We start from the raw sequence: 19,980 nt of genomic DNA on the forward strand, positions 1-19,980 counted from the left end.
GTGGTGTCTATCGGGAGTGGTACCTGATTCGTCGAGGGAGCGTCGTCAGTCGCCCCCTGAGTTGGTCGCCCGGAGGTCGTCCGCGAGGGCGACACGCAAGTTCTCGAGTTCGTCGTCGAGATTTCGTTCGAAGAACGTCTCCACGCCAGGGAGTTTGCCATCGACGACGAACGAATTCTCTAGGCGGGTGCCGTCGGCTGTGTCGACGATTTCGTGCGTCCCGCTGACGTCCATCACCTTCGATCTGCCGACGAACTCGACGTACGTCGGTGGGTCACGCGCCACGTCTTCGGTTTCGACGGTGATCGTTTTCCGAACGAACGGAATCGGTAATTCGACGTGCCAGGTTACTTCTTTGCCGGCGGGATCGGTCGCGGTGTACTCGTGGACGACACTGATCGCCTGTGCGCGATTCTCTGGGTCAGCGATAAATGCCCAGACACGTTCGGGTGGCGCCGAAACCTCGAACGATCGATCGACCCGTACTGTCATGGCCCTAACTCCGGGAGTCACTGGTAAAAAGACCGTGGACCGAACGTCACGTTACTCCACCAACACAACGACCCAGTTCCAATCGGTGGTTAACTAATCGTCACTCTCCACGTTGTCGAGCGAGCGCGACCCCACTTTTCGATGTCGACCTCGTCCGCCTTTTCCGCGAGGTGAGGGAGGCGGGAACCGACCTGCTTCGATGACAGCCCAATCGCTTCCGCGATATTCTTCGCCCGGAAGTACTGTTCACCTCGAGTCGCACTCTCCCGGAGGTACGAGAGGATTTCTTGCTCTTCGTTGGAGTAGTCGGTCATCGTCCGTAGGGGGGTTTAGGACATCGTCGCTCTTAACTTTTGTAGCCCGATTCGGAACGTACGCCGGTATTGAACGACGTCTCGCCTGGCGATTAGTCCCAGTAGAGGTGAATGCCAACGACTGCCAGCGCGCTAAAGAGCATCGCTGCGGCGAATCCCCAGGCTGCGGTCATGTCCGGGGCTCCGGTGAACATCAACAACGCACCAATCGCTGCAACTGCGCTGAGTGCAAACGCCAGTCCAACACCCATGTCCGTCGAAGATTCGGTTTGCGTGGCCATGTTCGGGGGTTGTGGACGGTGTCTCTTAAGCGCACTCATTGTGCGTCAGGTCCACACGCACGCGGACGCTGCTCGAGGGAGAGTTGCTTCGGTAAAATCGATCGCTCGAAAGCCAATCCCACCGTCGTTCGTTAGAATCGATCCGTTCGGCCCGCGGCCGCCCACGGATCGGTTGGGCTTTCGCGTGGCACTCTGACGGTCCGCTGTTGTCGGTCCCGAATCCGGCCGGCGAACGACCAGCGTTTTCCGTCCCACGTCTCTTCGCTCTCGGACGCTGCCGCGGCAATCGCGAGCGCGTGATCGTGAACGTGTGCGCCGATTGCCGCGACGATTGCGGCCGCTTCTTCGTCGCTCGCATCCGCGGGGAGGTCGATATCGTACGCCGGTTGCGATGGAGTCTCGACGGTGGCACCGTCGGTTTCCCCTGCTGTCGAGTGCGTTGCCGATTCGAGACCATCTTGTGGGCCGTCGAGTTCGACGTTCGACTGGTGTGTCGTCATGCTTACAGCGGGATGTTTCCGTGTTTCTTGTCCGGATTCGACTCGCGTTTCGTCTCGAGCATCTCGAGGTCGTCGATCAGGCGCGGACGGGTTTCGGTCGGCACGATGACGTCGTCGAGGAAGCCCTTGTCCGTCGCCGTGTACGGATTGGCGAACTCTTCGCGGTACTCTTCGATGAGTTCGTCTCTGAGTTCCTCGGGGTTGTCGGACTCGGCGAGTTCCTTGCGATAGAGGATGTTGACCGCACCCTGTGGCCCCATGACGGCGATTTCGGCGGTCGGCCAGGCGTAGTTAACGTCGGCACCGAGGTTCTTCGAGGCCATGACGCAGTAGGCACCGCCGTAGGCTTTCCGGGTAATGACCGTCAGCAGTGGGACGGTTGCCTCCGCAAACGCGTAGAGCAGTTTCGCACCGTGGCGGATGATGCCCCGATGTTCCTGATCGGTTCCGGGCATGTAGCCGGGCACGTCGACGAACGTGACGATCGGAATGTTGAACGAATCACAGAAGCGAACGAATCGCGAGCCCTTCATCGAGGCGTCGACGGTGAGCGTTCCGGCGTTCACTCGAGGCTGGTTGGCGACGAGACCGACGGAACGGCCATCGAGTCGACCGAATCCGACGACGAGTTCTTTCGCGAAGTTGTCCGCGACTTCGAAGAACGAGCCTTCGTCGACGACGCTGTCGATGACGTCGACCATGTCGTAGGGCTTCTGTGGGCTGGGTGGAACGATCGATTTCAGCTCCTCGTCACGTCGGTCCGGGTCGTCCCACGGTTCGACGCGAGGTGGATCCTCGACGTTGTTCTGTGGCAGATACGAGAGCAACCGCTTGATATCGTCGAGGGCCTGTTCTTCGCTTTCACAGGCGAATTGGGCGACGCCGGTCTTCCCGGAGTGGGTCATCGCGCCGCCGAGTTCCTCGTGCGTGACCTCCTCACCGGTGACGGTTTGGGTGACGCCGGGCCCGGTGATGTACATGTGGCTCGTGTCTTTCACCATGAAGATGAAGTCGGTGATCGCCGGGGAGTAGACGGCACCGCCGGCACACGGACCCATCGTCGCGGAAATCTGGGGAATAACGCCGCTCGCTTCCTGATTTCGGCGGAAGATTTCGGTGTAGCCAGCGAGGCTCTTGACACCCTCCTGGATGCGGGCCCCAGCGGAGTCGTTGAGCCCGATGACGGGTGCGCCGACTTCCATCGCCATGTCCATGACCTTACAGACCTTCTCGGCGAACACCTCGCCGAGCGAGCCGCCGAAGACGGTGAAGTCGTGAGCGAAGACGAACACCGTCTGTCCGTTGACTTCGCCGTATCCCGTCACCACACCGTCGCCGGGAACTTTCTTCTCTTCCATCCCGAACTGGCTGGTCTGGTGGGTCCGAAGCTGATCGAACTCCGTAAACGTCCCCTCGTCGAGGAAGTAGTCGATCCGCTCGCGGGCGGTCATCTTGCCCTTGTCGTGTTGTTTCTCGATTCGGTCCTCTCCGCCACCCAGACGGGCTTCTTCGCGTAGCTCCTCGAGTTCCGCAATGCGATCTTCCATCGTCACGGTCGATGCACCCCTGCGTGGTTCATATATTCTCGTGCGAGAACCTACTGGAAAAGGATTCCGCAACACCATCACAATTAATAACCATCCACGAGGCAAATGGTGGAACGACCGACAGCAATTATAAATAGACGCTCGTTATCTCGAGAGGTAATACCGTAGAAAGTTATATATAACACCCCTCTCAATGGGCAAGACATGGCTCAACGAGAGACATGGGCAACAAGAACAGGCTTCATTCTCGCCGCGGTGGGGAGCGCGGTAGGGTTAGGAAACATTTGGCGATTCCCGTTCGTAACGGGTGAAGGTGGGGGGGCGGCGTTCCTCGTCGTCTACCTGCTGTTTATCGCACTGGTCGGATTCCCCGCAATTCTGGCCGAGTTCGTCGTCGGTCGGAGAACCGAACGAAATCCGGTCGGCGCATTACTCGAGTACGGTGGAAATGCATGGAAGTATGTCGGCGGAATCTTCATCGTAACCGGATTCGTTATTCTGTCGTACTACAGCGTAATCGCGGGCTGGTTTATTCGCTACGCCGGTGAAGGCTTGCGCGGCAGCTACGCCGACCACATTGCGTCGTACGATGGCGATCCGGAGCTGATGTTCGACACGCTGGCGGTCGGTCTCGACGCCTTCATTTTGCATACGGTGTTCATGGTGTTGACGGTCGGTATCGTCGCATTAGGAATCCGGAAAGGAATCGAACTCGCGGTGAAAGTCATGGTTCCGGCGATCATCGTTCTCCTGCTTGGGTTGGCGGTGTGGGCCTACACGCTACCTGGCGCTGGTGGTGGATACGAGTACTACCTCTCACCTGATTTCGGCGTCATCGCCGACAACTGGGTCGAACTCTTGCCGGCTGCCGCCGGACAGGCATTCTTCACCCTCTCTCTCGGGATGGGTGTGATGATCACGTACGCGTCGTACCTCGGGAAAGATCGAAACCTCGCCAAAGACGGCGGGATGATCATCGGCTTCGACACTGGTATCGCATTCCTCACCGGACTCGTCGTCTTCCCGATCATGTGGGCCGGCGATCTGACCGATCCAGGTGAAGGTGGACCCGGTGAAATTTTCGTCGCATTGACCCAGGCGTTCGCGGAAATTTCCGGCGGACAGTTCCTGGGACTGCTGTTCTTCGCAACGGTCGCAATCGCCGCGCTCTCGAGTGCGATTTCGCTGCTCGAGGTCGTTACGTCCTATGCGATCGACGAGTACGGTGTCGAACGGTGGAAGGCGGCGGCAGGTATGGGTGGGGCCATCTATCTCCTCGGAGTTCCAGTTACCTACGATCTTGTTTTCCTGGACCTGCTCGACTTGTTCGCTGACGCCATCCTGCTCGTGTTCGGTGCACTCATGCTGTCGATCCTGGTTGGGTGGATCGCCCCGCAGATGGCCGTGGACGAACTCGAAAAAGGAATCGGTGAACTCGGATCGATCGGGACGCTTTGGATCTGGGCTATCCGTGTCCCGATCATTATCGTCCTTGTCGTGTCGCTGTACCTCGGTATCGTCGACTACGTCGACTTCCTGACCGGGGACTTCGCGGGCTGGATCGACGAAAACCTGTAGGCGATCTAGCTGTATTTTTTAGGCCGCTCCGTACACTGGCACAGCAGCGCCACTCGTCACCGACGCCCCGTCGCTACAGAGAAATGCCATCACGTCGGCGATGTCCGACGGATCGACCCACTCGTCGTGGTCCGAGTCCGACATCATCTCGCGGTTCATCGGCGTGTCGATTACGCTCGGCATCACGGCATTCGCGCGAACGGTTCCCGTGTTCTCCTCGGCGATGGTTTCGGTGAGCAGCCGAATGCCGGCTTTCGTAATTCGGTAGGGGCCGTCCCCTTCGCCACCCTCGAGCGACGAACGCGCACTGACGCTGACGATCGATCCCTCGGTCTCCTGGAGATGTGGCAATGCGTGTTTCGACGCCAGAAACGCCGTCTGTAGGTTGACGTTCACGAGCAGTTCGAACTCCTCGAGGTCGGTGTCCTCGATCGGATCGCCACCGCGCCAGGTGCCGGCGATGTTGAGCAAGTGGTCGATCCGGCCGTGATCGTCGACGATGTCGGAGACGAGGCGCTCGACGTCGGCTTCGTCGGTGAGATCGCCCTCGTAGAAGTGGACGTCGTCGGTGATCTCGAGGTGACTGTCTTCACCGTCGGGGGCGACGACATCGACGGCACAGACGGTCGCCCCCGCGTCATCGAATCGCTCGACGACAGCACTACCGAGTGCACCGCTCGCACCCGTCACGATTGCGACCCGCTCGTCGAAGTCGACTGAAAACTCGGACGGAGCCATACGCTCGCTTCCACGACCACGATAATGATTGCTCGGGTGGTCGCCGGTCGCGTCGAAGCGCCACGCCGATTACGGACTCATCGGGGGGAGTGCAGCCTGTTCGAACCAAAAGTGAGCGAGTGCTTCGACCATCTCCGTGTATTCGGTCGGATCCGTCGGCTTTGTCAAGTAGGCGTTCGCGGCGAGTTCGTAACTTTCGACGATGTCTTCCGTCGTGTCGGAACTCGTGAGAACGACAACCGGAATGCGAGCGAGTAGCGACTCGTCCGCCAACGCCTCGAGTACCTCGAGCCCACCCATTCGAGGCAAATTGAGATCTAACAGAACGATATCGGGAAGCGATTCCGTGTCTGACCGGTTTCGTCTCGAGAGGAACTGGAGTGCCTCGTCGCCGTCGATCGCGACGTGCGTCGTTGTCTCGATCGAAAGCTGGACCAGCGCTTCCTTCGTCAGCCGAACATCCCCCGGATTGTCTTCGACGAGCAAGATTTCGACCACGTCCTCGGTTCGACTAGTCATATATACCCCCACCCGACGTCGCGCCTTCCTGACCCAATAGAGACCATTCGATCCGTAACTGAACCCTACTATATGTGGCACCCATTTAAGAGTGGCTACTACAACGTTTGGGTCGAAATCGAGCCTGGTTGGTACAAGCGGCTAAGCAGCTGAAAGTCCTGAATTCGTCTCAAGCGAGCGATGCGGATTTGAGCGGTCCCGCCGATACCGACCGTGACTCGAGACCGTGCTCAGAAAGTGCGGTGTAACTGTCACGATGCGAGACACTGAAATCGGTCGCCGTCGTTGTGCCAGTGAATGCGTTTGATCGCACATCGAGGATTTGCCGCGACGGCTCCGGAAAATACGATCGCCGCGATTCAATCTGCGGCCGAGTGCGCGGATGCAGTCGAGTTCGACGTTCGTCGGTGTGGGTCGGGAGAACTCGTCGTCATCCACGACGAGACGATCGATCGGGTTACCGGCGGCGTCGGCGCGGTCGCCGACCAGTCACTCGAGGAACTCAAAACCCAGACCGTCCTCGAGTCCGGCGAGCGCGTGCCGACGCTCGAGGAACTCCTCGAGGCGTTGCCCTCGCGCGTCGAAGTCAACCTCGAGATGAAAGAACTCGACATCGCGGCCGACGTCCTCGAGGCGATCGAATCGGTCGACAATCGCGTCGTGACGACCTCGTTTTTGGCACCGGAGCTTCGAGCAATTCGCGAACTCGACCGCGAGCAGCCGACGGGCTTGCTGGCCAGTCGCCGCCTCGAAACCCCTGTCACGACCGCGATCGAACTGGACTGTGACGTCATCGGTGCGAACTACTGGCGGTGTCTCACGACCACCATCGTTCCGCGAGCGAAGGCGGTCGACCTCGAGGTTCACGCGTGGTCGCTCGAGCGCCGGACTACGGCAACACTCCTCGAGTTTCGCGGCGTCGATTGCGTCTCGGCAGACCGCCCGATTCGCGTCTGAGGCGGGCATCCGTGTGACGGACCATCGCTTGGAGGTGAGATCGATGCTGTCACTTCGCGTGAGGCGTTAGCGCGACCGTGAGCGAACGCGTCCGCGGGCCGTCACACTCGACGAACAGGATTGACTGCCAGGTGCCGAGAACGAGGTCGCCGTTTTCGACGGGAATCGTCACGTCCGGCCCGATCATCGCCGCCCGCAGATGAGAATCTGCGTTCCCGTCGAGTCGGTCGTGAGCGTGGCCCTCGTCAGGAACGAGGTCGCGCAGAAAGTCTTCGATGTCTTCTCGCAATCGCGGTTCGTTCTCCTGGACGAGGAGTCCGGCCGTCGTGTGCGCGACGAACGCCGTGACCGTCCCGGACTCGAGGTCGTCTGGGACGACGCTCGCGATCTGATCGGTCACGTCGACCGTCGTCAATCGAGCGTCGGTCTCGATAGTGATCGTCTCGATACCCATACGCGAGACCACGCGACGGACACCCTATCCAGTTTCGCTCCCCGCGTCGACCGACGATCGTTTCAGGAGAGTCGCTCGAGTGCCCACTCGGCCCGTTCGCGGACACTCGGTTCCGGGTCGTCGTGTGCTAATGTCTCGAGTCGATCACTCGCAGTTTCGACGCGACCGTAGCCGAGTGCGACGCACGCGTTCGATCGGACGCGCTCGTGATCGGTGGCGAGTGCGCCGATCAGTGGATCGCGTGCGTTCTCGGGAATGACGTTCGTCTCCATCGCGACGCGAGCGAAGACGACGGCCGCGTTCGCCCGTGTCTGTGGATCAGTCGAGTCGAGTGCACCCACGAGCGCGGGTGAGGGTGGCGTGACAGCAGTCGGAGAGTGGGTGGCGACGTCAGCCAGACAGCCGATCGCGTTTCGTCTGAGCGCATCCACGTCGTGGTCGAGGAGCGGAGTCGTCTCCTCGAGAAGCGACTCGAAACTCGAGTCGTTCGCGTTCGATTCACACGCCGGTGCTAGCTGGCCCGCGCGTGCGAGTCGACCGAATACCGGGAGGATCTGCGTACCGGTTGCTTCCGGGTCCGCCTCGAGGGCATCCAGGAGTACCGGGACCGCTCGTGTGGTTGCAACCGGGTTCGAGTGAGAAACGTGCCGTACCAGACGGAGCCCCCACTCGTCGTATCCGGGTCGCTCGTCGATCACGTCGGCTATCGATGCCACGTAGTCGGAGACAGTCGCTGGCTGTTCGCGTGCTACCGCCTCGAGACAGCGAAGCACCTCCCCCGTCGCGGACGCGGTCGGGTGCTCGCCGGCGAAGGTAACGAGTTCCTCGACGGACGGTGCGACGTCTGCTGGGAACTCCGCTGCGAGTTCGGCGAGACAGTACGCGACCGTCTCGTGGTACTCGAGTGGGTCTTGCTCGAGGAGTGCTCTGAGTTTCGGGACCGTCGGGACGCAGGCGCGGGGTTCGTCCGCAATCGTCTCCCGAATTGTCTCGACGGCGACGCGCTGTTCGGCCGGATCGCGTCTATCTAGCTGTGCGAGAACGGCCGGCACGTCGAACGGCGAGCCAGTGGCTTGTCGTTGGTCGAGCGATCCGACCCCTTCCCCATCCATGCTGTTCTCAGTATTGGTAATTAGGGTCAAAAGCGTTCCGAGTGTTTACTGCGAGCCCATGGACGTGAAAATATCCGCTACGCGAGCCACTCGTCCGGTTTCGTATCGTAGTCGACGTCGTCTGCAGCGAGATGATCGACTTCCTCCCAGGGGAGGTCTTCGACGGTTACCTCCTCGCCGTCGTAGCGAAGCAACTTCCCACGCTCTTCCGGTTCCGGCTCTCGGTTCCGTCGTTTCGCCACTTCGACGTCGTGTTCGTTGACCTCCTTGACGATCGTCTGCAAGTTCACCGGACGCCCCCACAGCTCGAATATCCGCTTGAGGGTTTCTCGAGCCTTCCCGAGGTCGAGCATCACGCCGTTGTACTGGTGGCCGAGGAGCAGTTCGTTCGCGTTGTTGTAGTTGCCGTCGTAGACCGCGATGGTCGGCTTGCCGAAGTTGGTGAACTGCAACAGGAGCTTCTTCTTGACGTCATCGGCGGCGTCGCTCGCGACGTGGTACTGCCCGGTCGCCTTCGAGTGTTCGTACGTGAAGTAGTTGTTCTCCGTGATGAACTCCTCCGTGAGGAATTCGTCGAGGAACGTCACGTCGTTGTGGCTCTCGCGAATGTCGTACATCCGATTCCAGCCGGCCGAGAAGTCGACGTCCGCGAGCGCCTCCTCGACGGACTCGTAGCGGGCGTCGTCGAAGAGGTAGCGGCCGATCTGTTCCACGTCGTTCTGACTGACTCGAGTCAGAAAGCCGCGGTGTTGGCGCTTGAGCAGCGAGTAGTGGCGTCGGGCCAACCCCTCGGTGGTGAGCACCTTCCAGGGATAGCGCTCGACGTCGATTTCGCCCGCCCGTGCAGCCTCGAGGGCCTCGTGGTCGACGTAGTCGTCCGGCACGTCCGCGAGGTCCTCGAGCGTCTCCGGCGTGATCGTCGCGAGCGCAGCGGGTGGCTCGAGCGCGGCCCGGACCTCGTCGAAATCGACGACGTCCATCAGGTTTCGCCACGAGATACCCTCGATTCGAAGGAGGTGCTCGAGCACCTCGCGTCGGTTCGTTCGGTTCTCGACGTACTCCCAGAGTTCCATCCCGAGGCTGTAGGGATTGAGCCCGCCCGAGGACAACACCTTCGCCATGTGATCGGCGTAGTTGAGGAACTCGTCGTCGCCGGCGAAGCCCTCGTCGGTCATCATCGTCGACTCCCAGTAGGCCGCCCACCCCTCGTTCATCACCTTCGTCATCTTCTGGGCGGCGAAATAGTACGCCTCGGCGCGCATCATATCCAGGATGTCGCGTTGCCACTCGGTCATCTCGAGGGCGCGACCCGCCTCGTCGTCGTACTGTTTCCCGTGTTCGCGCACGAACGCGAGCACGTCCTTCTGGGGCTCTTCGGGGAACGTCACGGACTCTTCGCCCGCCTCGAGTTTCTCGAGCCACTCCTCGTCGAACACCTCACCTTTGATTTCCTCGGAGAGGTCGAGTTCGGCCACCTTCTCCGCGAGGTCGTCGTCGAGGTCCTCGAGGTCGTCCGCCGGTCCGTCCACCTCGAGTCGCCGCACGAAGACCTGGTGTTGGTCGATGTTGTCCTCGAGTGAGAGACAGTGGTCGATCCACTTCTCGACTTCCGCGCGGTCGATGTCGGGATCGGCCATGTACTCGTCGATGGCTCGCGCGTGACGGGCCAACATCCCCGCGGCGTTGACCTGCTCGTCCGTCCGGCCGCTGGTGAACAGCCCGAACCACTCGTTGTTCGCGAAGAAATCGGAGTGGGCTTCGACGTGGGTGATGACGGCCTTCTGATCCGCAACTGTGTTCGACTCCTGGAGGAACGCGTGGGCCGGGTTGTCGTTGTTGACGATTTCGAAGGCCTTGCCGCCCCCGTACTGGCCTTGCTTTTGCTGGCGGTCGTACTGCATTCCCCAGCGCCAGTGTGGGTACCGATTCTGGAACCCGCCGTAGGCGATGAGTTCGTTCATCTCGTCGTAGTCGATGATCCAGTACTTGACCGGATACGGCTCGAGGCCGAGTTTCTCGGCCAAGTTTCTGGCTTCCGAAACCGGTTCCTCGAGGTCACTTGCGATCGCCTGTTTGCGGAAGCGATCCGCGTTGGAGTTTGTCTTACTCATGGACACCACCGTGGTTGTGTCGTGCGAGTCCGCTCTCAGTCATCGTCCTCACTCTCCGTCGAGAGAATCTCGTAAATCGCGTCGGTGACGTCGTCTTTGCTGTTGACGTACGCCACCGCGACGTCGTCGGCGTCGGTGCCGAAGTGTCGCTCGAGTTCCTCGGCGTGGGTCGCGTTGATCGCGTTGCCCGAGGGCTGGGTCTCGACGTACGCGTGGAGGTTCGCGTCGATTTCCTCCATCAGCGGAATAACTCGCTCTCCCGTGTCGTTACTCGAGTTCTCGGAGTCGCCAGCGGCGAAGACGTAGCGATTCCAGTCGCTCCAGGGGTACTCCGCTAAGAGCTCGTCCGCGAGTTCGTACGCGCTCGAGATTTTCGTGCCGCCGCCGCTTCTGATGCCGAAGAAGTCGTCGCGCTCGACGGCCCAGGCCTCGGCGTCGTGGGCGATGTAGACGAACTCGGCGTTGTCGTACTTCCCCTGGAGGTACCAATCCAGCGGCGTGAACGTTCGCTCGACGAGTTCGCGTTTCTTCTCGCGCATCGAGCCCGAAACGTCGCGGATGTTGACGACGACGACGTTCTTCTCTTTCTCCTCGATGATCTCGGGGTAGCGGTAGCGTTCGTCCTCGCGTCGGAACGGGACGTGCTTGATCCCTTCACGGCGAATCTTCTGCTGGACGCTCTCGCGCTCGACGTTTTCCTCGACCTCCTCGATGGAGGCCCACGTCCCGCGCTCCTCGTCGGGAATTTCGCTGTGGGCCTCTTCGATCCAGGCCATCGAGACGGGGAGGCTTTCGCCGCGAGCCCACTCGAAGACCGCTCGAGGCGTGATTCCCTCGACCTTGCAAACCTCCCGGAGGAACTCCTCGTCGAAGTCCATCGCGAGTTTGCGCTTGAGGCCCTCCTTGAACATCCGCTCGAAGTCGAGCGTGCTGTCGGGACCCGTTCGGGTCATGTCGGTGAAGGGCCCTTCCTTCTCCTCGACGACGGTTTTCCCCTTCGGATCCAGATCGAGACCTAGTTCCTCGTCGAGTTCCTGTGCGAACTCCTCGGGATCCATCTCGTAGTACTCGTGGTCGCTTCCCTCCTCGCCGGGTTCGCCGTCGTCACCGTCGCCGTCGCCGTCGCCCGGTTGTGGCTGTGGCTGGCCGACCGGCTGGCCCACGTCGGGCGTGTCACCGTCGCCCTGGCCGATACCGCCCTTGTCGAATTGGTCGTACTCGAATTCGGGCAGCGAGACGATTTTCACCGGAATCTGGATCGACTCCTTCCCACCGGCGAGGTCGCCGTACTGGATGAAATCGGCCAGATCTTCGCGGCGCTTTTCGCCCACTTCACGGAATCGCTCGAGGTCGTCTCTCAGTCCCATCGGTAGCTCACCTGTCCCATAACGTGTCTGCTGGTCAACTCGGCTGACGCCGGGGAGTACGCGAACTGGTCGACCATCGTCTCGATCGTTTGGGCTTTGATCGCAGCCGTCTCCGTCCCGCTCGGCGGATCGTCCCACTGACGCGGGTCGAAGTCCTCGAAGGTTCGGCGCACGTCCTCCCAGTCGTGGCTCTCGAGGACCGAGTTGATCACCGGAATCGCCGTGAGATCGACGTCCTCGACGGCGAAGTCCTCGTCGCGGTGCTCCCAGGCGTGTCGATTGAGCGACGTGATGACCTTCTCGCGGCGGAAGTTTCGAACGCTCTCTCGCGGCAAGTTCCCCTCGTATTCGGCCTCCGAGAACCGACCGAGGTGTTCGATCTCGAAGAGTTTCATCTTCAGCGGATCGGGTTCGACGCGTTCGCCGCGGTCGTTGTGCAGGGGTTCGTCGGTCTCCCAGGCGTAGACCTGTTCGACGTACTCGGCGACGGTCTCCTCGTCGACGCGCTTTTCGAACATGATCGCCTCGATGACGTCGCTCTCCTGTCGGTCGAAGATGTAGTTTTTCACCGGCACGATTCGGTTTTCGAACTCCGAACGCTCGCCCGTCGAGAAAACGGGTGCGTCGGAGAGCCCCTCCGCCATCGTGTTCAACACGTCTCGAGGCATGACGACGTTCTCGACGGGGAATTCGGGATGGTGACGGTCACGTTCGGTCTGGACGAGTTCGGCGAGGGTATCCCTCGTGTAGGTGACGGGAATCCCGTGCTCGCCGTCGTGGTTGTCGTCGTCGAACTCGAAGTCATCTTTCTCGCGACGGGTATCGCCCTCCTGAAGGTACCCCTGATCGTAGATCAACGCCTTGTCGACCAGGTCGAGGCCGTTGGGCAAGTTCTCCTCGTCGAGTCGCGTCGCTACCGCGTAGAGGGCGGCCGCCTCGATGGCGTGCGGCGCGAACTCCTCGGTTCGTGTCTGCCCGTCCTGATCTCTGAGCGTCACCGTCACGGGTTCCCGGATTCGGTCCTCGAGTTCGTCGTAGCTCTCTGCGTCCCAGATTTCGGTCTCGTTGGTCAACTCGCGGTGGATGAGTTCACACTCGAGGCTGAGGTTCGTCAGGTAGCCGAACTGGTGTTTGTCGAGACGGCGTTTGAGCGCTTTGAGTGGGTCCATCCCGTTTCTGTCGGCGTGTTGGTTGAGTTGGGCCTCGAGGTCGGGATTCGAGATGATGACCATCTGCGTGTCGACGTCCATTCCGATCCCCTTGTCCAGTTTGACCGACTGTTCGTCGGGTACGTTCAACAGTTTCTGGAGCAAATCGGCGTGTTGGGCCGCGTCCTCGACGATCGTCAGTACGCCGTTGCCCTGCGAGAGGACGCCGTCGTAGCTAAAGGCCTGCGGGTTCTTTCGCCCGCGCGAGTCGAGTTCCTGGACCATGCCGTGCATCCACGAACCGACGAGTCGCTCCTTCGGCTGCCCCTCGTCTTCGGAGTGGAGGACGCCGACGCCTTGGCCCACGTCGACGACGTAGTTTTTCACCCGGAGGTGATCGTCGTCGGTGATCGCGGAGAACAGGGCGTCTTCACCCGCGCGCCGGTAGCGTTCCTCGAGGTAGTCGTAGGCCTCTCGAGAGAACGGATCGAGGGCGGTGTCGACGCGGATCGGAACGTGGTCCTCGATTCGTTCGTTCAGGTCCGCGAGGAGATCGGCTCGGATCTCCTCGGGGAACACCGACAGCGGGTGCGCCTGCACGGGGCTTTCGTACCAGTACTGCTCGTCGCCAGCCGCCGTGTCGCCGCCGTAGCTCAGTCCGCGGTCGCCGGCCTCGCCCGAGACGACGTTCCACTCGACCGTGTATCGACGACCTTCGGGCGTCTTCGAGTACTCTCGGAGACCGTTGACCAGACACCGCTTGAGTTCGGATTTTCCGGTCGCGGTCGGTCCCTCGAACCAGATGATCTTCTCGTCTTTCGCCCGGCCGGCCGCGATCGATCTCAGGTCGTCGACGAACCGGTTGAGTACCTCGGTGTTCCCGAGGATGGCGTGCTCGCCGTCGTTGTGGGGATCGTCGAAGAAACGGTAGCGCTCCTTCTCTTCGCCCTCCTCGACGACGGTTCGCGTGCCCGCGGCTTCGATCGCCTCGAGCAGGTACTTCGACGCGTGGGAGGCGATCGTCGGGTTCTCGAAGATTCGATCGACGTACGCCGCGAGACCCATCGGCTCCTCGTAGGTCTCTTCTAACGTGCGGTCGGCCTCGGTGACGTAGTCGTTTCCGGTCATGTTAGTCTTCCATCTCTGCTTTGGCGACCTCCGCGCCGGCGAACTCGAGCACTTCCTTCGCGCCGCCCTCGGAGTAGCCCTGTTCGATCAGGGCGTCGATCCACGCCGACCGCTCGTCGTCGTCGAACTCGTTGGCGCTCACCAGCGCGGAGAAGTTGATGTTGTGCTTCTTGTCCTCCCAGAGCTTGCGCTCGAGTGCGCGGCGCAGGCGCTCGTTGTCCTGCGGGTTGAAGGCCTCGCCCTCGCGAGCCCGGCGGGAAACCCAGTTCGAAACCTCCTGGCGGAAGTCTTCCTTTCGGTCTTCCGGCACGTCGAGTTTCTCCTCGACGCTTCGGAGGAAGGTCTCGTCGGGTTCTTGCTCGCGACCCGTCAGGCTGTCTTCGATCGTGTCGTCGTCGATGTAGGCCATCACGTGGTCCATGTACTTCTCGCCCTGGCGCTGGATCTCGTCGATGTCGTAGGCCAGCGCGTGGCGAACGTCCTCGATGGCTCGCTCCTTGTACTCCTCGCGAACCGTCTCGAGGTAGCGGTAGTACTGCTCGAAGTTCTCCTCGGGAATCGACCCGTGGTGCTCCAAGTTCTCCTCGAAGAAGTTGAACACCGTGAGTGGCGAGAGGAAGCCCCGGCTGCGGTGTTTGGAGTCCATGATCGCCTCGGCGATTTCGTCCCCGATGAACCGGGGCGAGACGCCGACCATTCCCTCGCCGATTTCGGCCTTTTGCTCGGCTTCTTCGCGCAGCTTCTTGCTGTCGATGTCGTCGCCCTCGTCGATTTCGCCGTTGTAGGCTTTCGCCTTCGAGAGCAGGTCGACCGTCTCGGTGTCGGGCTCTTCCACCCGCGTGAGGACGCCGAAGAGACCCGCCATCTCGAGGGTGTGTGGCTCGACGTTGATGTCCGGGACGTCGGCGTTGTTCAGCATCTTCTCGTAGATACTGGCCTCGTCCTCGTAGCTGAGGACGTACGGGAAGTCGATCCGCTTGGTGCGGTCGTTGAACGCCTCCATCTTTTCGTCGCCCTTCTTGTCTTTGTACTCGGGCATGTTCGTTCGCCCGACGATCACCTGGTCGATGTCGATCCGGGGGTTGTTCTTCGGCTTGATCGTCTGCTCTTGCGTGGCGTGCAGGAAGTCGTAGAGGAACTCCCGTTGAAGCTTCAGCAACTCCTCGCCGCTGAAGATGCCTCGGTTCGCGTTACAGAACGCCCCCGAGTAATCGAACGCGCGCGGGTCGCTTTCCCCGTAGATGGCGATCTTCGAGTAGTTGACGTCGCCCGTCAGTTCCGTCTCGTCCTGGTTCTTCTTGTCCTTTGGCTCGAACGTCTCGAGGCCCTGTCGTTTGTTCTCGTCGGCGACGAGGCGGACGATCTCGACGTGGTTCTCGAGAACCTGCTTTAGGTCGTCGTCGTAGTAGGCCAACAGCCGGTCCATGTAGAACTCGCTCTCGGGGTCGAGCGCCTGCTCGTTCTGGATGGTGTAGGGCGCATCGAGTCGTTCGTTCAGATCGTCGATCACCCGCTGGCGTTGCTCGAGTGGCAAGAGGACGAGTGGGTCCTGATTCATCGGCGAACGGACGACGTCGTCGGCGGGGTCTTGATCGACGATGACGTCACAGAGGTTCGTCCACCGGAAGGTGTACATTCGACCCGCTTCGCGAAGCGTGTAGTCTTCGAAGTACTTGCGGACCTGCTTGTCGAAGTGGGACTTCCCGGAGCCGACGGGGCCGAGTAATAGCTTGATTCGGCGCTCGGGACCCAATCGACGGGCGCCCGATTTGACTTTGTTCACGAACTCGTGAATCGAGTGGTGGATGACGTTCCCGTAGAACGTGTTCTCACCGTCGCCCAGTGGATCTTCGCTGGCGAGTTGGTACTCGACGACACCCTCGGTCTCGTCGTACGTCGTGCCGTAGTAGTCGAACATGTCCGCGACCCGCTGGTGAGCGTTCCGAGTGATCTGTGGATCGTCGTAACACTCCTCGAGGTACCAATCGAAGGGCTTGGTTTCCCGCAGGTCTTCGGGCATCGATTCCTTGTAATCCGTGCTGAGCGTCTCGAGTGTCTCGATATCGCCGGTCATGGTATCATTGCCAGTTGTTCTCTCCCCCGTCTGCATCGGCTCTCCTCGCGCCGAGTGCTCGGAGTCGGTAGCGGTTGCCATCGGTTTCGACGGAACCAATTCGTCCGGGTCCGCTCGGTCGCCTCACCGGCGACAGCACATCGCGTCCGTTCTCTACTCGCTCCTCGAGCGACGTGGGCTGGGAGCGGGGAGCACTGCACTGAGGGGCTACCGTGTCGTGTCATGTGTTTTCTCGTACCACTCGACATCGCACACGAAGCACGTGTTGCTTCGAACGACGCTGCGTCGGGGACGAGCGCAGAGTGGATCGGTCCGGTGAGCGGATACCGATAGTATTTAATGAGTGAGTAATCTAGGTACTTAGCTTTGGCCCCAAAAGGTATTTACCAGAATAACTTTCCCTACCGGTAGTGGTGAATTATACCGCATTTTCTGCCACCATACGGACAGTTAGCCAATTCGGCGAATAAGTTATCTCCCTGCAACTGCCGGAGTCGGTCGCGCGCGCTCGACGCGACCGCTGTCGTCGGTGCCGGCGCTCACGACTCGAGGACTGGTGTTCACGACTCGACGACGAGAATTTAGGCGGGGCGCACGTACGGCCACTAATGACGAACTCGCCATCGGCGGAAGACGCAGAGACGCCACTCGCGTCACTCCCTTCCGAGTGGAACGTCTGGAATCGGGGGGACGACGGCCGACTCGTCCTCGCGTACCGACCGGACGTGTTCAACGGCGACGACTTTCCGCCGGCCTGCCTCCCGACGCTGTACCTCACCCACGGCGCACGGACCCGACGCCCTGGAACCAACCCGGCCAATCACGCCGACGACGATTGGTACGTTACCCTCTACCTCGAGCCCGACGTCTCGGCGACGACGGAACGATTCGCGAACAGAGACGACGCCCTCGAGCACACGCTCGAACTCGCCACGAAATTCGACGCCGGAGCCGTCGACTATCGCGAGTTGTATCAGGTCCCTCGAGAGACGTACTTCGAGCGGTTAGACGAACTCGTCGACGAAGGGTAGGACGCCGACTGGAGGAGTCGGGTGGGGAGTTGATCGGTTCCAGCGAAGGACGTGAGTCTTAACCGCCACCACCACCAACGACGACGTATGTCGACCGTTACCCTCCTCGGGACCCGCCTCGCCGAGCCGGGAACCGAATTCGTCTATCACGGCGAAGCCGATGGCTGTGCGGGCTGTCCGTACCGAAGCCAGTGTTTGAACCTCCAGCCGGAGACGAAATACCGCGTCACGGCCATCCGAGAGAACGCACAGACTCTGGAGTGTGCGATGCACGACGGAGGCGTTCGCGCCGTCGAGGTCGAACCCGCGTCGGTCCGCGCAACCATCCCATCCAAAGGGGCATTCGCCGGCAGCAAGGCGAGTCTCTCCGGCCCCTGTCCGTACGTCGAGTGTCCCTCCCACGAGTTCTGTGAACCCGACGGTCTCGAGTTCGACGAGGAGTACCGGATCAAAGAAATTCACGGCGACGCACCACACGACGTCTGCCATCTCGACCGATCGCTCGAGTTAGTCGAACTCGAGACGGACGAGTAATCTCGTCACTCGTCTCCCGCCGAATCCAATCGACTCGGTGGTGATTCTCGAGCACAACTCCCTCGTGATACAGCCGAGACGACCATCCTGTCGGTAGCGCGAGCGACCGTTCGCGTACCGAGGTGCTTTTGATCGCTCCGCCCGAATCGTGGAACATACACGTGCTGTCGGTTGAACTCCACGCTCACTCGTCGCTGTCGTACGACGGCCGAGACTCGGTCGAACTGATCTTAGAACAGGCCGAAGCCGTGGGTCTCGACGCGATCGCAGTGACCGACCACGACGAAATCGACGCCAGCCTCGACGCCGCCGAACGGGCCCCCGAGTACGGCCTGGTCGGCATCCCCGCCATGGAAATTTCGAGCAAAGCGGGCCACATCCTCGGCTTCGGGCTCGAGGAAGCCGTCCCCCCCGGCCTCTCCTACGAAACCACGCTCGAGGCCATCTGGGAACAGGATGGACTCGCCGTTATTCCCCACCCATTCCAGGAGTCCCGCCACGGTGTGATCGCCCGCGTCACGCGCGATCAACTCGCCAAGGGCGATGCGATCGAGGTCTACAACTCTCGGTTGCTCACCGGCCGAGCAAATCGACAGGCCGAACGCTTCGCGAACACGCGAGACATGCCGATGACGGCGGGCAGTGACGCCCACATCAGCGAAATGGTCGGCCAGGCCGTCACCCGCGTCGACGCCGATGAACGCTCCGCCGACGCGATACTCGAGGCGATCCGTGAGGGGGAAACGACCGTCGAAGGCAAACGCACGCCGTGGCACATCAGCTTCCGACAGGCCGCCGGCGGCGTCACCCGACGCGTTCGAAACTCGGTGTTGGGACTGTTCCAATGAGCGACCGCGCAAGCGACACCGAGACGATCCGCGGTGCCACCAGCGAAACGGTTCGGGCGGCGCTCTCGAGCGGTGACGCCCTCCCCGGAACGACCGGTTTCGCCGGCGAACTCGAGGGAACGCTCGTTCGAGACGTGCTCGGACGCGAGCCGTTGTACCTCGAGTCTGCATCCTCCCGTACAAACTCGATGCCTACGGTAGAGTCCTCAGCAGAGACCTCGACAAAATGGGCATTCAATCCCACGACACTCGAGGATCCGACGCTTCTTCCGGCAGGGTCGACACTCGCGCTCGAGGACCCGGATGCAACTCCAGAACAGCGCTTTTGTCTCCCCAATCCGACACCCGAATCGGATCACTCGAGCGCGCTCACACGACTCGAGACGGCGATCGAAACCGCGGCTGACGCCGTCGACACCGACGACAGAGACGTCGCCGTCGCGTTTTCCGGTGGCGTCGATTCGGCGCTCGTCGCCGCCGTGCTCGATGCGCCGCTGTACGTCGTCGGCTTTCCCGACAGCCACGACGTCGAGGCGGCTCGAAGCGCTGCTCGAGCGATGGGACGGGACCTCACCGTCGTCGAACTCGAGCCTGCGGACCTCGAGCGCGCTGTCCCCGAGGTCGCTCGAGCGACGGGACGGACGAACGCGATGGACGTTCAGATCGCCCTGCCGTTGTACCTCGTCGGCGAGCGCGTCGCCGCCGACGGCTTCGACGCCCTCGCCGTCGGCCAGGGTGCCGACGAGTTGTTCGGCGGCTACGAGAAAGTCGTCCGACTCGATCATCGCGTCGAGGCGAACACGGTTCGGGGTGCCGTCCGCGAGGGGATCCAGACGTTGCCGACACAGCTTCCACGAGACGTTCACGCCATCGAAGCGACCGGACTCGAGCCCGTCGCCCCCTTGTTACACGACACCGTCGTCGACGCCGCCCTTCGGCTTCCGGACGAACTACTCGCGGACGAAACCGAACGCAAGCGGGCCCTCCGTCTCGTCTCCAGATCGAACCTCCCCGAAGACGTCGTCGACCGCAAGAAAAAGGCCGTTCAGTACGGTAGTCTCGTCGCTCGAGAACTCGATCGCCTCGCCAGACAGGCCGGCTACAAACGGCGCATCGACGACCACGTCGGGAAGTACATTCGGTCGCTACTCGAGAGCGAACCTGACCCGCCGAAAGCGTAGCCCCGATTTCGGATCAGCGAGCACGATTCAAACACGCTCTCCGTTCGACGGCGACCAGTCTCTCGG

Annotated in this window: 19 protein-coding genes; 6 read left to right on the plus strand and 13 right to left on the minus strand. The window is 61.3% G+C overall.

What is annotated here, in order from left to right:
- Positions 1–45 precede the first annotated feature (45 nt).
- The 5 genes from BB347_RS04560 to BB347_RS04580 form a co-directional block, all read right to left on the minus strand.
- A complete protein-coding gene (locus tag BB347_RS04560) occupies positions 46–492 on the minus strand; it encodes an SRPBCC family protein (RefSeq protein ID WP_076577963.1) in 447 nt (148 codons plus the stop codon).
- A gap of 89 nt (positions 493–581) precedes the next feature.
- A complete protein-coding gene (locus BB347_RS04565; RefSeq protein ID WP_076577961.1) occupies positions 582–806 on the minus strand; it encodes a DUF7123 family protein in 225 nt (74 codons plus the stop codon).
- 92 nt (positions 807–898) lie between these two features.
- The gene (locus BB347_RS04570) at positions 899–1,087 is read right to left on the minus strand and encodes a DUF7525 family protein (protein ID WP_076577959.1); all 189 of its coding nucleotides are present in this window, start codon (positions 1,085–1,087) and stop codon (positions 899–901) included.
- A gap of 131 nt (positions 1,088–1,218) precedes the next feature.
- Positions 1,219–1,587 carry a hypothetical protein gene (locus tag BB347_RS04575; RefSeq protein ID WP_076577957.1) on the minus strand — a complete coding sequence of 123 codons (369 nt, stop codon included), beginning with the start codon at positions 1,585–1,587 and terminating at the stop codon, positions 1,219–1,221.
- A gap of 2 nt (positions 1,588–1,589) precedes the next feature.
- The gene (locus BB347_RS04580) at positions 1,590–3,134 is read right to left on the minus strand and encodes an acyl-CoA carboxylase subunit beta (RefSeq protein ID WP_076577955.1); all 1,545 of its coding nucleotides are present in this window, start codon (positions 3,132–3,134) and stop codon (positions 1,590–1,592) included.
- Between the two features lie 204 nt (positions 3,135–3,338).
- On the opposite strand from BB347_RS04580, the gene BB347_RS04585 reads away from it, so the two are divergent.
- Positions 3,339–4,712, plus strand: coding sequence for a sodium-dependent transporter (locus BB347_RS04585; protein ID WP_076577953.1), 1,374 nt, complete (start codon positions 3,339–3,341; stop codon positions 4,710–4,712).
- Positions 4,713–4,730: 18 nt separating this feature from the next.
- Here BB347_RS04585 and BB347_RS04590 read toward each other — a convergent pair whose 3' ends face one another.
- Positions 4,731–5,450 carry an SDR family oxidoreductase gene (locus tag BB347_RS04590; RefSeq protein ID WP_076577950.1) on the minus strand — a complete coding sequence of 240 codons (720 nt, stop codon included), beginning with the start codon at positions 5,448–5,450 and terminating at the stop codon, positions 4,731–4,733.
- Between the two features lie 69 nt (positions 5,451–5,519).
- Positions 5,520–5,969 (minus strand): response regulator, encoded by a 450-nt coding sequence (locus BB347_RS04595; protein ID WP_076577947.1) that lies wholly within the window; start codon positions 5,967–5,969, stop codon positions 5,520–5,522.
- A 297-nt stretch (positions 5,970–6,266) separates the two neighbouring features.
- Between BB347_RS04595 and BB347_RS04600 the strand changes: the two genes are divergently transcribed.
- Positions 6,267–6,926 carry a glycerophosphodiester phosphodiesterase gene (locus BB347_RS04600; RefSeq protein WP_076577945.1) on the plus strand — a complete coding sequence of 220 codons (660 nt, stop codon included), beginning with the start codon at positions 6,267–6,269 and terminating at the stop codon, positions 6,924–6,926.
- A gap of 49 nt (positions 6,927–6,975) precedes the next feature.
- Here BB347_RS04600 and BB347_RS04605 read toward each other — a convergent pair whose 3' ends face one another.
- From BB347_RS04605 to BB347_RS04630, 6 genes are all read right to left on the minus strand, one after another.
- Complete coding sequence (locus BB347_RS04605; protein WP_076577943.1) at positions 6,976–7,380, minus strand: secondary thiamine-phosphate synthase enzyme YjbQ; 405 nt, start codon at positions 7,378–7,380, stop codon at positions 6,976–6,978.
- A gap of 62 nt (positions 7,381–7,442) precedes the next feature.
- Entirely contained in the window at positions 7,443–8,492 is a 1,050-nt protein-coding gene (locus tag BB347_RS04610) for a HEAT repeat domain-containing protein (RefSeq protein ID WP_076577941.1), read from the minus strand.
- A gap of 77 nt (positions 8,493–8,569) precedes the next feature.
- Positions 8,570–10,603 carry a SpoVR family protein gene (locus BB347_RS04615; RefSeq protein WP_076577939.1) on the minus strand — a complete coding sequence of 678 codons (2,034 nt, stop codon included), beginning with the start codon at positions 10,601–10,603 and terminating at the stop codon, positions 8,570–8,572.
- Positions 10,604–10,638: 35 nt separating this feature from the next.
- A complete protein-coding gene (locus BB347_RS04620) occupies positions 10,639–11,970 on the minus strand; it encodes a YeaH/YhbH family protein (RefSeq protein WP_076577937.1) in 1,332 nt (443 codons plus the stop codon).
- Entirely contained in the window at positions 11,961–14,246 is a 2,286-nt protein-coding gene (locus BB347_RS04625; RefSeq protein ID WP_076577935.1) for a PrkA family serine protein kinase, read from the minus strand. Before BB347_RS04625 ends, BB347_RS04620 begins: the two co-directional genes overlap by 10 nt.
- 1 nt (position 14,247) lies before the next feature.
- Complete coding sequence (locus BB347_RS04630; RefSeq protein WP_076577933.1) at positions 14,248–16,320, minus strand: PrkA family serine protein kinase; 2,073 nt, start codon at positions 16,318–16,320, stop codon at positions 14,248–14,250.
- A 608-nt stretch (positions 16,321–16,928) separates the two neighbouring features.
- Between BB347_RS04630 and BB347_RS04635 the strand changes: the two genes are divergently transcribed.
- The 4 genes from BB347_RS04635 to BB347_RS04650 all read left to right on the plus strand — a co-directional run bounded on the left by BB347_RS04635 (position 16,929) and on the right by BB347_RS04650 (position 19,914).
- Positions 16,929–17,351 (plus strand): DUF5820 family protein, encoded by a 423-nt coding sequence (locus tag BB347_RS04635; RefSeq protein WP_076577931.1) that lies wholly within the window; start codon positions 16,929–16,931, stop codon positions 17,349–17,351.
- A gap of 87 nt (positions 17,352–17,438) precedes the next feature.
- On the plus strand, positions 17,439–17,885 hold the full coding sequence (locus tag BB347_RS04640; RefSeq protein WP_076577929.1) for a UPF0179 family protein: 447 nt from the start codon (positions 17,439–17,441) through the stop codon (positions 17,883–17,885).
- Between the two features lie 161 nt (positions 17,886–18,046).
- Positions 18,047–18,733, plus strand: a complete 687-nt coding sequence (locus BB347_RS04645; RefSeq protein ID WP_076577927.1) for a PHP domain-containing protein — start codon at positions 18,047–18,049, stop codon at positions 18,731–18,733.
- Positions 18,730–19,914, plus strand: a complete 1,185-nt coding sequence (locus BB347_RS04650; protein WP_076577925.1) for an asparagine synthase C-terminal domain-containing protein — start codon at positions 18,730–18,732, stop codon at positions 19,912–19,914. The genes BB347_RS04645 and BB347_RS04650 overlap by 4 nt, the downstream gene beginning before the upstream one ends.
- The last annotated feature ends 66 nt before the right edge of the window (positions 19,915–19,980 follow it).

The sequence above is a fragment of the Natronorubrum daqingense genome (assembly GCF_001971705.1).
Lineage (GTDB): Archaea > Halobacteriota > Halobacteria > Halobacteriales > Natrialbaceae > Natronorubrum > Natronorubrum daqingense.

Bases quoted from the DNA above. Each gene is read 5' to 3' on its own strand.
- BB347_RS04640 (WP_076577929.1), top strand. From the start codon at position 17,439: ATGTCGACCGTTACCCTCCTCGGGACCCGCCTCGCCGAGCCGGGAACC.
- BB347_RS04600 (WP_076577945.1), top strand. From the start codon at position 6,267: ATGCGTTTGATCGCACATCGAGGATTTGCCGCGACGGCTCCGGAAAAT.
- BB347_RS04575 (WP_076577957.1), bottom strand. From the start codon at position 1,587: ATGACGACACACCAGTCGAACGTCGAACTCGACGGCCCACAAGATGGT.
- BB347_RS04565 (WP_076577961.1), bottom strand. From the start codon at position 806: ATGACCGACTACTCCAACGAAGAGCAAGAAATCCTCTCGTACCTCCGG.
- BB347_RS04620 (WP_076577937.1), bottom strand. From the start codon at position 11,970: ATGGGACTGAGAGACGACCTCGAGCGATTCCGTGAAGTGGGCGAAAAG.
- BB347_RS04595 (WP_076577947.1), bottom strand. From the start codon at position 5,969: ATGACTAGTCGAACCGAGGACGTGGTCGAAATCTTGCTCGTCGAAGAC.
- BB347_RS04635 (WP_076577931.1), top strand. From the start codon at position 16,929: ATGACGAACTCGCCATCGGCGGAAGACGCAGAGACGCCACTCGCGTCA.
- BB347_RS04585 (WP_076577953.1), top strand. From the start codon at position 3,339: ATGGCTCAACGAGAGACATGGGCAACAAGAACAGGCTTCATTCTCGCC.
- BB347_RS04580 (WP_076577955.1), bottom strand. From the start codon at position 3,134: ATGGAAGATCGCATTGCGGAACTCGAGGAGCTACGCGAAGAAGCCCGT.
- BB347_RS04630 (WP_076577933.1), bottom strand. From the start codon at position 16,320: ATGACCGGCGATATCGAGACACTCGAGACGCTCAGCACGGATTACAAG.
- BB347_RS04560 (WP_076577963.1), bottom strand. From the start codon at position 492: ATGACAGTACGGGTCGATCGATCGTTCGAGGTTTCGGCGCCACCCGAA.
- BB347_RS04615 (WP_076577939.1), bottom strand. From the start codon at position 10,603: ATGAGTAAGACAAACTCCAACGCGGATCGCTTCCGCAAACAGGCGATC.
- BB347_RS04570 (WP_076577959.1), bottom strand. From the start codon at position 1,087: ATGGCCACGCAAACCGAATCTTCGACGGACATGGGTGTTGGACTGGCG.
- BB347_RS04650 (WP_076577925.1), top strand. From the start codon at position 18,730: ATGAGCGACCGCGCAAGCGACACCGAGACGATCCGCGGTGCCACCAGC.
- BB347_RS04605 (WP_076577943.1), bottom strand. From the start codon at position 7,380: ATGGGTATCGAGACGATCACTATCGAGACCGACGCTCGATTGACGACG.
- BB347_RS04610 (WP_076577941.1), bottom strand. From the start codon at position 8,492: ATGGATGGGGAAGGGGTCGGATCGCTCGACCAACGACAAGCCACTGGC.
- BB347_RS04625 (WP_076577935.1), bottom strand. From the start codon at position 14,246: ATGACCGGAAACGACTACGTCACCGAGGCCGACCGCACGTTAGAAGAG.
- BB347_RS04590 (WP_076577950.1), bottom strand. From the start codon at position 5,450: ATGGCTCCGTCCGAGTTTTCAGTCGACTTCGACGAGCGGGTCGCAATC.